Source organism: Aureimonas mangrovi (assembly GCF_014058705.1).
Taxonomy (GTDB): domain Bacteria; phylum Pseudomonadota; class Alphaproteobacteria; order Rhizobiales; family Rhizobiaceae; genus Aureimonas; species Aureimonas mangrovi.
On record NZ_CP059692.1, the window covers coordinates 2,471,271 to 2,485,486 of the forward strand.

The 14,216-nt window shown below is 68.3% G+C and carries 10 protein-coding genes; 7 read left to right on the top strand and 3 right to left on the bottom strand.

Translation table 11 applies throughout. The features are described 5' to 3' along the window. Nucleotides 1-121: 121 nt before the first annotated feature. From H1343_RS11845 to H1343_RS11855, 3 genes are all read left to right on the top strand, one after another. The gene (locus tag H1343_RS11845; RefSeq protein ID WP_185983100.1) at nt 122-451 is read left to right on the top strand and encodes a DMT family transporter; all 330 of its coding nucleotides are present in this window, start codon (nt 122-124) and stop codon (nt 449-451) included. Nucleotides 452-478: 27 nt separating this feature from the next. Further along, nucleotides 479-1,366, top strand: a complete 888-nt coding sequence (locus tag H1343_RS11850) for a uracil-DNA glycosylase (RefSeq protein ID WP_185983101.1) — start codon at nt 479-481, stop codon at nt 1,364-1,366. A gap of 141 nt (nt 1,367-1,507) precedes the next feature. Next, complete coding sequence (locus H1343_RS11855; RefSeq protein ID WP_185983102.1) at nt 1,508-2,773, top strand: MFS transporter; 1,266 nt, start codon at nt 1,508-1,510, stop codon at nt 2,771-2,773. 8 nt (nt 2,774-2,781) lie between these two features. Here H1343_RS11855 and H1343_RS11860 read toward each other — a convergent pair whose 3' ends face one another. Then, nucleotides 2,782-3,735 carry a DMT family transporter gene (locus H1343_RS11860; protein WP_185983103.1) on the bottom strand — a complete coding sequence of 318 codons (954 nt, stop codon included), beginning with the start codon at nt 3,733-3,735 and terminating at the stop codon, nt 2,782-2,784. Between the two features lie 256 nt (nt 3,736-3,991). On the opposite strand from H1343_RS11860, the gene pepN reads away from it, so the two are divergent. After that, a complete protein-coding gene (gene pepN / locus H1343_RS11865; RefSeq protein WP_185983104.1) occupies nt 3,992-6,625 on the top strand; it encodes an aminopeptidase N in 2,634 nt (877 codons plus the stop codon). 250 nt (nt 6,626-6,875) lie between these two features. Further along, on the top strand, nt 6,876-9,164 hold the full coding sequence (locus tag H1343_RS11870; RefSeq protein WP_246333001.1) for a sensor histidine kinase: 2,289 nt from the start codon (nt 6,876-6,878) through the stop codon (nt 9,162-9,164). 4 nt (nt 9,165-9,168) lie between these two features. Here the strand turns inward: H1343_RS11870 and H1343_RS11875 are convergent, their stop codons facing one another. Then, entirely contained in the window at nt 9,169-10,077 is a 909-nt protein-coding gene (locus H1343_RS11875; protein ID WP_185983106.1) for a LysR family transcriptional regulator, read from the bottom strand. Between the two features lie 126 nt (nt 10,078-10,203). Here H1343_RS11875 and H1343_RS11880 point away from each other — a divergent pair, with 126 nt between their 5' ends. Together H1343_RS11880 and H1343_RS11885 are read left to right on the top strand one after the other, a co-directional pair. Continuing rightward, a complete protein-coding gene (locus tag H1343_RS11880) occupies nt 10,204-10,935 on the top strand; it encodes an SDR family oxidoreductase (protein WP_185983107.1) in 732 nt (243 codons plus the stop codon). Beyond that, nucleotides 10,935-11,261 (top strand): Atu4866 domain-containing protein, encoded by a 327-nt coding sequence (locus H1343_RS11885; protein ID WP_185983108.1) that lies wholly within the window; start codon nt 10,935-10,937, stop codon nt 11,259-11,261. The genes H1343_RS11880 and H1343_RS11885 overlap by 1 nt, the downstream gene beginning before the upstream one ends. Here the strand turns inward: H1343_RS11885 and H1343_RS11890 are convergent. Then, complete coding sequence (locus tag H1343_RS11890; protein WP_185983109.1) at nt 11,258-14,197, bottom strand: bifunctional [glutamine synthetase] adenylyltransferase/[glutamine synthetase]-adenylyl-L-tyrosine phosphorylase; 2,940 nt, start codon at nt 14,195-14,197, stop codon at nt 11,258-11,260. The genes H1343_RS11885 and H1343_RS11890 overlap by 4 nt on opposite strands. Nucleotides 14,198-14,216 lie beyond the last annotated feature (19 nt).

Sequence of the window (14,216 nt, forward strand, 5' to 3'; positions counted from 1 at the left end):
GCGCTTCCGTTCCCACGAAGCCGCGCCCCTGCCAAGCAGATTCGCACGCGCTCGGCTTGACCGGCAGGCGGCGCGCGGTGCACCGGGAGGCGCTCGTTCCCCTCACGCGCAAGGTCGCCTCATGGTCTACGCCTATCTCGTCATCGCCGTCGCCTTCGAAGTGGTCGCCACCACGGCGCTCAAGGCGAGCGACGGCTTTACCCGGCTCTGGCCTTCGGCGGTCACGGTGATCGGCTACGGCGTCGCGTTCTACTTCCTGGCGCTGACGCTGCGGCTGCTGCCGATCGGCATCGTCTACGCCATCTGGTCGGGCACCGGCATCGTCTTTCTCGCCGCCATCGGCTGGTTCGTCTACCGTCAGAGCCTCGACGCGCCGGCCATCTTCGGCCTTGGCCTCATCGTCGCGGGCATCCTCGTCATCAACCTCTTCTCGCGCACCGTCTCGCATTGATCAGTCGTCGCGCGCTATGATCGCCCGATGAACGAGGCCGTGCCCATCGCGCCGGAAAGCGCCAGAGCTGCCGCCGCCCTTCTTCGCTGGTATCGCGAGGCCGGCGTCGACGCGTTTGTGGCCGACACCCCGCGCGACCGCTTCGCCGAGACGACGGCCGAGGCACAGGCGCGGGCGGAGCGTTCGGGCGCCGCACGGTCGCCGGCACTCGCCGCCCCGCCGATCGCGCGCACGCCGCCGACAAGCGCCGCACCGCCGCAGAGCCCGCCGGCCTCGGCCACCCTGCCCGCCTTCCGCAACCCGGCCGAGGACGACGGCGCGCTCGACGATGCGCGCCAGCGCGCAAGAACGGCCGCGACGCTCGACGAGCTTCGCGCGGCGCTGGAAGCCTTCCACGGCTGCAATCTGCGCCTGACGGCCCGCTCGCTCGTCTTCGGCAGTGGCGCCGCCGATGCCGACATCATGTTCGTCGGCGAGGCGCCGGGGCGCGAAGAGGACCAGACGGGCGAGCCCTTCGTCGGCCGCTCGGGGCTTCTCCTCGATCGGATGCTGGGCGCCATCGGTCTCGAGCGCGACGCGGTACGTGTGACGAACACCGTGCCCTGGCGCCCGCCAGGCAACCGCTCGCCGACGCCCGCCGAGACGCAGATGTGCCTGCCCTTCGTGATGCGGCAGATCGAACTGGTGAAGCCGAAGGTGCTTGTCTGCCTCGGCTCGCCCGCCGCCAAGGCGCTGATGGACACGGACGAGGGCATCATGCGGCTGCGTGGCCGCTGGAACGAGCTTGCACTGCACGACGGCTCGGGAACGGTGGCGATCACCGCCATGCTGCACCCGGCCTATCTTTTGCGGCAGCCGACGCAGAAGCGGCTGGCATGGCGCGACCTCTTGGCGATCAAGGCGCGGCTGGACTGATCGGCCCCGCCCATCAGACGAATGTCCGAAAGCCGTCAACTTTCGTCGCTAACGCGCTCGACGGGCTTGCTTCCACTCTCTAGCTAGCCTTCCCGTCGGAGCGAACTCGCCCCGCGACATCCTCAAGTTCCAGGCATTCCCATGCGCGCGCTCCTGCCGATCGTGTCCCTCCTCCTGTCGACCTTCTTCCTGATGGTCGGGGCAGGCCTTGCCGGCATCCTTCTCCCTGTCCGCGGCTCCATTGAGGGCTGGTCGAACTTCGAGATCGGCCTTCTGGGCACAGGTTATGCGCTGGCCTTCACGATCGGCTGCCTCATCGCGCCGCATATCGTGCGAAGCGCAGGGCATGTGCGTACCTTCTGCTCGCTCGCCGCGCTTCTCGCCATCGCCGCGCTCCTGCACGGCCTGATGGTCAATCCGGTCGCCTGGATCCTGATCCGCGGGCTGACCGGTTTCGCCCTGGCGGGCGGCTACATGGTGATCGAGAGCTGGCTCAACGAGCGCGTCACCAATCAGACGCGCGGCACGATCTTCTCGCTCTACATGGTCGTCTCCATGGGCGCGATGATGACCGGCCAGTTCCTGATGCCGCTGGCGGACCCTTCGCTGACCGTCCCGTTCATGGTCTGCGCCATCTTCTTCGCGGCCGCCGTGATACCGAACGCGCTTTCGCGCCAGCAGCACCCCAAGCCGTTGACGCAGGTGAAGCTCGACCTGCCGGCCATCTTCCGCAATTCGCCCGCCGCCGTGATCGGCGTCTTCATGGGCGGCATCATGGCCGGCGCCTGGACGAACATGGCGCCGGTCTTCGGCAACGAGATCGGCTTCTCTACCACGCAGATCGCAACGCTTCTCGTGGCGACGATGGCCGGCGGCATCGTCTTCCAGTACCCGCTCGGCCGCCTCTCGGACCGCATCGACCGGCGCATGGTGATGGCGGGCGCGGGCTGTTTCGGCGTCGTCGTGGCGACGATAGCGATCGGCCTCGACAGCCGCAGCGTGTCGGTGATCCTCGCCCTCGCCTTCTGCCTCGGCGGGGTGATCTACCCGGCCTATTCGCTCTCTGTCGCCCATGCCAACGACTATGCGGATTCGGCCGACTTCGTGAAAATTTCGGGCGGGCTCCTCATCGTCTACGGCATCGGCACCATGGGCGGCCCGCTCTTGGCGGCATGGCTGATGGAGACGCGCGGGCCGATGGGCATCTTCCTCGCCACCGGCACGGCGCACGCCGCCTATGCGGGCTACGCGATCTGGCGCACCTTCCGCCGCGAGGCGGTGCCGGCCGAGGAGCGAGACGATTTCCGCAACATCCCGCTCGCCCGGACGCAGACGCCCGCGACCTTCGCACTCGATCCGCGCGCCGAAGTCGGCTCGGAAACCTCCGAGTCCGAGCAGGCCGCCTGAGCGAGGGGTCAGCCCTGCGGAGGCGACACCTTGCGGGCGCGGGCGCGTTCAAGGCCGAGACGGTGCTCCCGGTAGATGATGAAGATGCCGGCCGAAACGACGATGGCGCCGCCGATCAGCGTCGTCGCCTGCACGGCCTCGCCGAAGAGAAAGTAGCCGATCAGGATCGCCAGAACGAGTGAGGTGTATTCGAAGGGCGCGATGGTCGAGGTGTCCGCGTAGCGATAGCACGCCGTCAGAAGAAGCTGGCCGACGCCGCCGCACAGACCGGCACCGACGAGAAGGAGCCCCTGCTCCCAAGTCGGCCAGACCCAGCCGAAGGGTAGCGTCAGGAGTGCCAGCAGGCTTGACGTCAGCGAGAAGTAGACGACGATCGTCGCGGTCTTTTCCCTGCGCACCAGCCGACGGATCTGGATCATCGCGACAGCCGCCAGCATCGCGGCGAACAGCGATGCGACGATGCCTGCCGAATAGCCCGGCGCCATCTCGCCGCGCGGCTCGAACAGGCTCGGCAGCGTCACGACGGCGATGCCACACAGGCCGACCAGCACCGCAAACCAGCGATAGGCGCGCACCTTTTCGCCGAGGAAGATAACGGCGAAGACGACGGTGAGAAGCGGTGCGCCGTAGGAGATCGTGATCCACTCGGGATAGTTCAGCCGCGTCAGAGCGAAGAAGCCGAGGGCCATCGAGGTCACGCCGATGAGCCCGCGCAGGAAGTGGCCCGGCAGATCGCTGGTGCGCAGCGCCGTCGAGAGATCGCCGAGCCAGGCGAGATAGATGGCGACCGGGATCAGCGCGAAGAAGGAGCGGAAGAAGACGATCTGTCCTGCGGGCACGCCCTCGCCGCCGGCCTTGATGAAGGTCTGCATGCCGACGAAGACGACAACCGACAGCACCTTCAGGCCGATGCCCAACAGCGGTCGGGTGTCAGCCTGGTCGTCCTGAGCAGCGTCTCGCATCGCACCTGTCCGGCGGCTCGCCCGCGCCGGCCGGGATGGCCGCGAGGCTTCGGCCAGAGGAGTGAACGCGCGCGGACTTTCGTCGCTGGAACGCACGGACGGCATGGCCGGGAAATACGGTCAGCTTCTATGGGCGATCGAAGCCCGGGTCGAGGCCCGGCGGCGAATTTATCGCTGGCTGATGCAAGTTCGTTTGGCGAACCGGCTGCAGGGGTCTATCTCCCAACCCTCCACGGAAATCGCAAAGGCGAGCACGATGCGCAACGAAGACGGGCAGACCATCCGGCTCGAGGACTATCGGCCCTACGACTATCTCGTCCATTCGGTCGATCTCGACTTCACGCTCGGCGACGGCGAAACGACCGTGCGCTCGCGCCTCATCCTCGAACGCCGGCCCGGTGAGGAAGGCTATGCCGACCTCGTTCTCGACGGCGACGAGATCGAGATGACCTCGATCGCGGTGGACGGCGCACCGTTGGAGGCCGGCCTCTACGAACTGACGCCCGAGCGCCTCGTCATCCAGGCCGTGCCGCAGGAGGGCCGCTTCACGCTGGAGGTCGTCACGCGCCTTGAGCCGGAGAAGAACTCCAAGCTGATGGGCCTGTATCGGACGAAGGGTGTCTGGTGCACGCAGTGCGAGGCGGAGGGCTTCCGGCGCATCACCTTCTTCCCGGATCGCCCGGACGTGCTGTCGCGCTACCGGGTGCGCGTGGAGGCCGACCGCGCGGCCGCCCCCATCCTCCTGTCGAACGGCAACCCGGGAGAGCGCGGCGAGCTGCCGGGCGGCCGCCACTTCGCGGTTTGGGACGACCCGCACCCCAAGCCCTCCTATCTCTTCGCGCTGGTGGCCGGCGACCTCGACGTCCTGACCGACGGTTTCACCACGGCCGGCGGGCGCAAAGTGGATCTTGCGATCTACACCGAGAAGGGCCTTGCGGGCCGCGCGGCCTACGCGATGGACGCGCTGAAGCGCTCGATGGTGTGGGACGAGAAGCGTTTCGGCCGCGAATACGATCTCGACATCTTCAACATCGTCGCCGTGTCGGACTTCAACATGGGTGCGATGGAGAACAAGGGTCTCAACGTCTTCAACCACAAATACGTGCTGCTCGACCCGCAGACCGCGACCGACGGCGACTATGCGGGCGTGGAGACCGTGATCGCCCACGAGTATTTCCACAATTGGACCGGCAACAGAATCACTTGCCGGGACTGGTTCCAGCTCTGCCTGAAGGAAGGGCTGACGGTTTATCGCGACCAGGAGTTCTCGGCCGACGAGCGATCGCGCGCCGTCAAGCGCATCGCGAGCGTCGCGAGTCTGCGCGCCCACCAGTTCCCAGAGGACCAGGGGCCGCTTCAGCATCCGGTGCGCCCGACGCGCTACCGCGAGATCAACAACTTCTACACGGCGACCGTCTACGACAAGGGCGCCGAGCTCGTGCGCATGATCGCGACGATCCTCGGCGAAGACGGCTTCCGCGCCGGGATGGACCTCTATTTCGAACGCCATGACGGCGAGGCGACGACGATCGAGGCGTTCATCGCCTGCTTCGAGGAGGTGACCGGCACCGACCTCACCCAGTTCGCGCTCTGGTATTCGCAGGCCGGCACGCCGACGCTGACGGTGCGCGAGAGCTTTGAGGCCGGCACGCTGACGCTCACTTTGTCTCAGCATCTCGACGGGGGCGCGGCGCAGACCGGCACGGCGCCGATGCACCTGCCGGTGCGCTTCGCCCTCGTCGGCCCGGACGGCGCCGAGATCGACGCGAAAGCCGAGAGCGCCGAGGCGCGCGTGGCGGACGGCATCATCCACCTGACCACCGCCGAGGCGACGATCGTCTTCACCGGTCTCGCCCAGCGCCCGCTCCTGTCGATCCTGCGCGACTTCTCGGCGCCGGTGACGCTCGTCCACGAGCAATCGGCCGAAGATCGCGCGGCGCTCGCACGTCGCGATCCCAACGACTACGCCCGCTGGGCGGCGGTGAACGGCCTCGTCGAGACGATGCTCGTGGGCGCGGCCCGCGAAGGCTTCAGCGAGGCGCGCGACGGCGAGACCATCGACGCCCTCGTGGAAGCGGCAGGCGACGAAAATCTGGAGCCCGCCCTTCGCGCCCTCATCGCGACGCTTCCCGGCGAGGTGGAGATCGCGCGCCTCGTGGCAAAGGACGTCGATCCGGAGGCCGTTCATGCCGCTCGCATCGCGGCCCTCACCGCCATCGGCCGGCTCGGCGCCGGCCCGCTCGCGGCCCTGCGCGAAAGCCTTGCGACGGACGCTGACTTCTCGCCGGACGCGGCGAGCGCGGGGCAGCGCGCCCTGCGCAACGCGGTGCTTGCACCCTTGAGCCTTGCGGCCGGCGATCCCGGCGCGGCGGCGGCGCAATATGCGGGCGCGACGAACATGACCGACCGCCTCGCCGGTCTTTCCGTGCTCGTCCATCACTTCGCCGGCTCCGCCGCGGCTGAAGATGCGCTCGCAGACTTCTACGGCCGCTTCGAGACCGACGATCTCGTCATCGACAAGTGGTTCGCGATCCAGGCGACAGCACCGGCCGCCGACACGCTGGAGCGCGTCGCGGCGCTGCAGCGCCATCCGGCCTTCCGCCTCGCCAATCCCAACCGGGCTCGCTCGCTGATTGGAAGTTTCGCGGCCGCAAACCCCCTCGCCTTCCACCGGGCGGACGGGCGCGGCCAGGCGTTCGTGGCCGAGCAGCTCGTTGCGCTGGACCGGCTGAATCCGCAGACGGCGGCGCGTCTTGCGACCTCCTTCCGCACCTGGCGCAGCCTCGAGCCGATCCGCAGGGAGAACGCACGCGCAGCATTGGCTGCGATGCAAGACGAGAAGTCTCTGTCAAAAGACCTGAAAGATATCGTCGAGCGAACCTTGCAATAGCTTGCCGCCGCACCAGTGGCCTCAATTCCGCCACCGCTGCACAGTGACGGAATTGCTTCGCCAAAAATATGGTTAACGAAACTAGTCTTTCGCGCCCGGGCAAGCCCTAGACAAGGTCCATCCCCTCTGATTCATTGACGTCAGATTCGGATGTGCGGCGTGCCGGATCGAAGCCAATAACGACGACGAGGGGTCTGATAGGATGAGGGCGGACGCGACGAGCGTGCCGGCGGGGAAGGAGTCTGGCGTGATGCCGGCGCTCAAGACCCTGCACCACCGGCTCGGCAAGCGCCTCACCCTCGCTCGCCTCGCACCGCCCCCCCTGTCCGTGGCCGAGCCTGCCCTGCGCCGTTCGGTCCCGCTGCTCACCGTCTTCTTCCTCGGCATCCTCGCCTTCGCGCGCATCGTGACGCTGATGGAGCACCGCGACGAGATCGGCCAGGCGGCGGTCGAGAACCTGGCGCTGGCCGCCAGCCTCCTGCGCGCCGAGGACGTGGCGCGCTCGGACCTCCAGGCCGATCCTTCCGCGCACGCGCAGGCGCTGTTGACCAGTACCCTCCCCGCCTCCTTGCGCAGTGACGGCGCGCTTGCCTTCATCACCGATATCGACGGCGACATCATCGCGACGACGCCCGGTGCGGAGCGCCTGATCGGCGAGAACGGCGGCGCCATCCTCTATGGCGGGCAGCCGCTCTTCGTCTTCGGCGAGCGCGCGGGCGTCATGCAGACCCGCCTCGAGGGCCGGGACGCCCTGACGTCAGCCGCCATCCTCGCCGAGCCGCTGGGCGCCGTCGCCATCGTGCAGGATCAAAAACGCCTGTTCGCCGAATGGCGTCGCACCGTTTCGGTGAACGTGACCCTGTTCGCGCTGACGAGCATCGTGCTTCTCACGATCCTCCTCGCCTATTTCCGGCAGGCGACGCTCACCTCCATCGCCGACACGGTGGCGACCGACGCGCACCGGCGCGTGGAGACGGCTCTCTCGCGCGGGCGCTGCGGCCTCTGGGACTGGGATCTGGCGCGCGGGCGCATGTACTGGTCCCGCTCGATGTACGAGATCCTCGGCATGCCGGCGAAGGAGGGCATCCTCTCCTTCGGCGAAGTCGCCAAGCTGATGCACCCGGACGACGGATCGTTCTTCGAGATCGCCCGGCAGATCGCGTCCGGCAAGCTCTCCAACATCGAGCGCACCTTCCGCATGCGCCGTTCGGACGGCCATTTCATCTGGCTGCGCGCGCGTGCCGAAGTGGTGCGCAACGCCGGCAACGACATCCACCTCATCGGCGTCGCGGTCGACGTGTCGGAAAACCATGCGCTGGCGCGCCTGACGAGCGAGGCGACGGCGCGGCTCCAGAACGCGGTCGAGAACATCTCCGAGACCTTCGTCCTGTGGGATTCCGAGGACCGGCTCGTCCTCTGCAACTCGAAGTACCAGGAAGTCTTCGGCCTCTCGCACGAGCATATCCGTCCCGGGACGGCGATGGACATCGTGCGCCTCAACGCGCGCAAGCCGATCGAGGAGCGCAAGCTCACGAGCCCGAGCTTCGTGCAGGGCGAGCGCGCCTCCGAGGCGCTTCTGGCGGACGGGCGCTGGCTGCAGATATCGGAGCGCCTGACGAGCGACGGCGGCCACGTCTCGATTGGCACGGACGTCACCCAGCTCAAGGTGCATCAGGAGCGGCTTTCGGATTCCGAGCGCCGCCTGATGGCGACGATCAACGATCTCTCCGCATCGCGCCGCGACGCCGAGGCCAAGGCCCACCAGCTCACGGATCTCAACGCCTCCTTCCTGCAGGAAAAGGACCGCGCCGAGAGCGCCAACCGCGCCAAGACCACTTTCCTCGCCAATATGAGCCACGAGCTGCGCACGCCGCTCAACGCCATCATCGGCTTCTCGGAAATCATGCGCGAGGAGAGCTTCGGGCCGATCGGCTCGCAGAAATACTGCGAGTACGCCGCCGACATCCATCAAAGCGGCCACTGGCTCCTCAAGCTCATCAACGACATCCTCGACATGTCGAAGATCGAGGCCGGGCGCATGGCGCTGACGATGGAGACGATCGACATGGGCGAGATCGTCGCCGAGGCGACGCGCATCGTCGACGTGCAGGCCGAGGCGAAGCAGCTGAACGTGACCGCCGAGCATTCCGGCGATCTCGTCCTCAGCGCCGACCGGCGTGCCACGAAGCAGATCCTCCTCAACCTCCTCGCCAATGCGGTGAAGTTCACCGACACGGGCGGCTCGGTGCGCGTGCGCACCCGCCAGTTGCGCGGCCACGCGGTCGTCACCATCGCCGACAACGGCATCGGCATCCCGCCGGAATCCCTGGGCAATCTCGGCCGGCCTTTCGAGCAGGTGGAGAACGAGCTGACGCGCACCAACAAGGGCACGGGCCTCGGCCTTGCCATCGCGCGCTCGCTGATCGAACTGCAGGGCGGGCGGATGCGGATCGCCAGCCGCGTCGGCGAAGGCACAATCGTCTCCTTCCGCCTGCCGCTGGAAAGCCGCGCGCAGGCATCGAACGCGGACGCGGCCTGAGCGTCTATCGCTCGTTCGTCCGGCGCCGCTCATCGCGGATGTGGTCGATGAGGGCCCGCAGCTTGGGCGCGACGTTCCGCCGGCTCGGATAATAGAGGAAGAAACCCGGAAAGGGCGGGCAGTAGCCCTCCAAGAGCGGCACGAGCGCTCCGCGCTCGATGTGCGGGCGGAAGGTCTCCTCCATCCCGAAACACATCGCCGCGCCCTCCAGCGCAAGACGCACCATCAGGCCCATGTCGTTCGTCGTGACCTGCGCCTTCACGTCGACGGTGAAGTCGCGGCCGTCTTCGGTAAACTCCCAGCGGAACGGCGCGCCACGCGGCGAAGGCCGCCACGTCGAGCAGCGATGGGCTATCAGCTCGCGCGGATGAACCGGTGCGCCGTGGCGCTCGATGTAGGCCGGAGAGGCGACGGCGAGCTGGCGCTGGTCGCTCGAGACCGGCAGCGCGATCATGTCCTGCGCGATGAGTTCGCCGAGCCGGACGGCCGCGTCGTATCCCTCGGCGACGATGTCGATCTCGTCGTCGGTCACGAGGATGTCGAGTTCGACCTCCGGATGCGCCTCGATGAAGCGCGCCAGCAGCGGACCGGAGAGGAAGCTCTCGGCGATCGACGAGACCGTCAGCCGGAGTTGTCCGCGAGGACGGCTGCCGAGATGGCGCGTGGCATCCAGCGCGGCGTGCATCTCGGCGATGGACGGCGCGACGTCGCCGTACAGCCGCTCGCCGGCCTCCGTCAGCCCGACCGAGCGCGTCGTGCGGTGGACGAGCGCGATGCCCATCGCGTCCTCCAGCCGCCGGATCGCCTGGCTGACCGCTGAGCGCGTCACACCTAGCCTGTCGGCCGCGGCGCGGAAACTGCGCTCTTCCGCCACCACGACAAAGACGGCAAGGCCACCGAAATCCTCTCGCATTGGTTAGTCCCTCTTACCGCCGAGGAAAAGAATGGCCAGCTTCCGACGACATTGGAAGCCCCATAGTGTCCGTGTCGCGGCGCCCCCGAGGCGTCGTGCATCGAAATCGGAAATGCGGGAACGATCATGGCCCTCGACAAGACCATTCTCATTACCGGCGCATCCAGCGGCATCGGCGTCGGCATTGCGCGCGAACTCGCGGCGGCGGGCGCGACGCTCATGCTCGGCGCGCGCCGCACCGACCGGCTCGACGCGCTGGCCGAAGAACTCCGCGCCAACGGCGCGCGCGTCGAGACACAGCGCCTCGACGTGACGGACCGGGCGGACGTGCAGCGCTTCGCGGATGCGGGGCGCGAACGCCTCGGCCGAGTGGACGCCATCGTCAACAATGCCGGCATCATGCCGCTTTCGCCGATGGCCTCCCTCAAGGTCGACGAGTGGGACGCGATGGTGGACGTTAACATCAAGGGCGTCCTCTACGGCATCGCCGCCGTTCTGCCGGAAATGACGGCGCGCGGCTCAGGCCACGTCGTCAACATCGCCTCCATCGGCGCGCTTGCCGTTTCGCCGACCGCCGCCGTCTACTGCGCCACGAAGTTCGCGGTGCGCGCCATCTCGGACGGACTTCGCCAAGAGCATTCGGACATTCGCGTCACCTGCATCCATCCGGGCGTCGTCGAAAGCGAGCTCGCCAGCACCATCACCGACGAGACGGCGGCGGAGGCGATGAAGTCCTATCGCGCCATCGCGCTCCAGCCGGACGCGATCGGCCGTGCCGTGCGCTACGCGCTGGAGCAGCCCGAGGACGTCGATGTCGGCGAGATCGTCGTGCGTCCGACGCGGGCCTCGGCCTACTGATGCGCGCCATTGCCCTCCCGAAAGTCGCGGCGATCCTCGCCGCGGCGCTCGCCACGATCACGCTGACGGAGACCACAATGGCGCAGACCAGCCATCCCTATCTCGGCATGTGGGTGACCGAGGACGGTCACGTCCGGCAGGAGCTCCTGCCGAACGGGCGCTACGACGAGGCGCGCGGCTCGCGCCAGAGCGTCTATACGGGGCGCTACGAGGTGAACGGCACCCACATCGACTACTGGGACGACACCGGCTTCACCGCCGACGGAACCTTCGTCGACGAGGACACGCTGCACCACGGCGGTATGGTGTTCCGGCGCGAGCGTTAATCTTCCGTTTGCAGCGGCAGGAGCGCCTCGAAGCGCTCGCGTACCGCGCCCGCCAGGCGATCGAGCTCCGGCTCGATCGCCGCCACGTCGTCGACGCCGATCGAGCGTGCCACGCGCTCGGCGAGCCCCCTCGGCAGTGCCGCCACGTCATGAACGCCGTCGCGGCCAAGCCGGATCAGCTGGATCACGCGCGTGAAGGCGCGCATCGCGGGGGCGAGGCACGGGCCGCCGGCCTGTTTCTCCTCCAATGCCTCCAGCACCTCGGCCGTCGGTCGGCCGACGAACTCGGCCGGGACGAGCCCGATGAGAATCGCCCATTGCGCGATGAATTCGAGATCGACCAGCCCGCCCGGCCGTAGCTTCAGGTCCAGCGCACCGCGCCCCGGCTTGTCGCGCTCGATCCGCGCGCGCATCGTCGCGGCGTCCGCAGCGACCTCGCTCGGCTCGCGCGGCGCGGAGACGACGGCGCGCACGACCTGAGCCACCTCTTCCATCAGCGCCGCGTCCCCGCCGATCGGGCGTGATCGTGTCAGCGCCATGCGCTCCCACGTCCAGGCCTCTTTCTCCTGATAGCGGCGGAAGGCGTCGACCTGCGTGGCGAGCGGACCCTTGTTGCCCGAGGGGCGCAGGCGGAAATCCACCTCGTACAGGATGCCGTCGCGCATCGGCGCGGTCAGGCCCGAGATCAGTCGCTGCGTCAGCCGCGTGTAGTAGGTCGAGACGGGCAGCGGACGTTCGCCGTCCGAATCCTCGGCACCCTCGTCGTGATCGTAGAAGAGGATGAGATCGACATCGGATGTCGCGGTCAGTTCGCGGCTGCCGAGCCGGCCGAGGCCATGCAGCGCGACGCGCCCGCCCGCGACATGGCCGTGCCGCATGGCGAACTCGCGCGTCACGGCCTTCAGGAGCGCGGCGAGGATCGCTTCGGCGAGATCGGAAAAGGCGACGCCCGCCTCCTCCCCCGTCACCGCGCCGGAGAGAAGCCGCACGCCGATGAGAAAGCGCTGCTCACTGGCGAAGGCGCGCAGGCGGTCCAGTTCCTCCTCGTGCGAGCCCGCCTCCGTCATGAAGACGTCCAGCCGCTCGGCGAGCGCGGCGGGATCGGGCAGTTCGCCGTAGAAGGCGGGATCGAGCAGAGCGTCGAAGACGTGCGGACGCTGGGCGATCGTCTCGGCCAGCCCCGGCGCGGAAGTGATGATCGTCGCCAGGAGTTCCAGGAGCTTCGGGTTGGAGGCGATGAGCGCGAAGAACTGCAGACCGGAAGGCAGCCCGGCAAGGAAACGGTCGAACGAAACGATCGCCGCATCCGGATCTCGCGCGCCGGCGAAGGCCGAGACGAGCGAGGGCAGGACGGCGCGCAGATGCTCGCGCGCGCCCTCGGAGCGAAGCGCCCGGTGGCGCGAGGCGCCCCAGCCGGCGATGAGCCGGGCGACGTCCTGCGGCCGGCCGAAACCCTGGGCGGTCAGCCATTCCAGCGCCTCAGCGTCCTCTTCATCGGACAGCGCATCGAGGACCGGGGCTTCCGCCTCGGCGCTCTTCCTCTCCCCGCTCCGCGCGAACAGGCCCGAAAAGCGCGTCTTCACACGCCGCAGATGGCCCAGAAGCATGTCCGAGAAGGCATCGACGGTGTCGATGCCTAGAAGCCGGGCGATCCTCAGAAGCTCCTCTTCGGTCTCGGGCAGCGTGTGGGTCTGCTCGTCGGCGACCATCTGCACGGCGTGTTCGACGCGGCGCAGGAACCAGTAGCTTTCGGTCAGCTCGCGCGCCATGCCGGCATCGATCCAGCCACCTTCGGCAAGGCGGCGAAGCGCCTTGTCCGTCCGCCGGGTGCGAAGCTGCGGGGCGCGACCGCCCGCGATGAGCTGCTGCGTCTGCGCGAAGAATTCGACCTCGCGGATGCCGCCGCGCCCGAGCTTCACGTCATGGCCGGGCACGGCGATACGGTCGAAGCCGCGATGGCGGTCCATCCGCTCCTTCATCGCCTCGATGCCGCGAAGGGCCGCGAAATCCAGATATCGACGCCATACGAAGGGCGAGATCGCCGCGCGGAACTCGCGCGAGGCGGCGCGATCGCCCGCGATGCTGCGCGCCTTGATGAGGGCGACGCGCTCCCAGTCGCGCCCCGAGCTTTCGTAGTAGACGAGCGCGGTCGGCAGCGGGATGGCGAGCGGCATCGCGGAGGGGTCCGGCCGCAGGCGCAGATCCGTGCGGAAGACGTAGCCGTCGCGCGTGCGCTCGCCGATCATGCGCACCAGCCGGCGGGCCACCCGCGAGAAGGTCTCGACGCTCTCGGCGACGTCCACGATTGCCGGCGCGTCGGGGTCGAAGAAGAGGATGAGGTCAATGTCGGAGGAATAGTTCAGCTCGCGTCCGCCGAGCTTGCCCATTCCGAGCACGAAGAGCCCGCAGCCCTTTTCCGGATTGCCCGGATCCGGCAAGACGAGCTGGCCCTTGCTGTGCAGGTCGAGCAGGCAGAAGCGCAAGGCGCGTGCCACGCAGGCTTCGGCGAGGTCGGAGAGATCGGCCGTCGTGCGCGCCGCGTCCGCCGCGCCGAAGAGATCACGCAGCGCGATCAGGAGAGCCGCCTCGGCCTTCGCCTCCCGCAGCTCGCTCATCAACGCGCTCTCGCTGCCGCCGGGCTCCAGCGGCGCGCGCAACGCCTCGACGATGGCCCGCACGCGTTCCCCCGCGTCTTCGGTCAGGAGCCGGGCCGGCCAGTGCGGCCGGCGCAGCATGGTGCCGCCGAGAAAAGGCGAGAGATCGAGGACGGCGCCGATCCGCTCGCGATCCGCCGAAGGCGCTTCGAGGAACCCGGCGAAATCGACGAGACCGGCCTCCGTTGCCGCCTTGCGCAGATCGGCGAGCCAGCTCGCGGCACGCTCTGCGTCGAGCGGGCGAAGCGGCGTCTGCCCGCCGATGCGAAGTTCGCCCGCCATGTTCCCTCCCCTCGCGGCT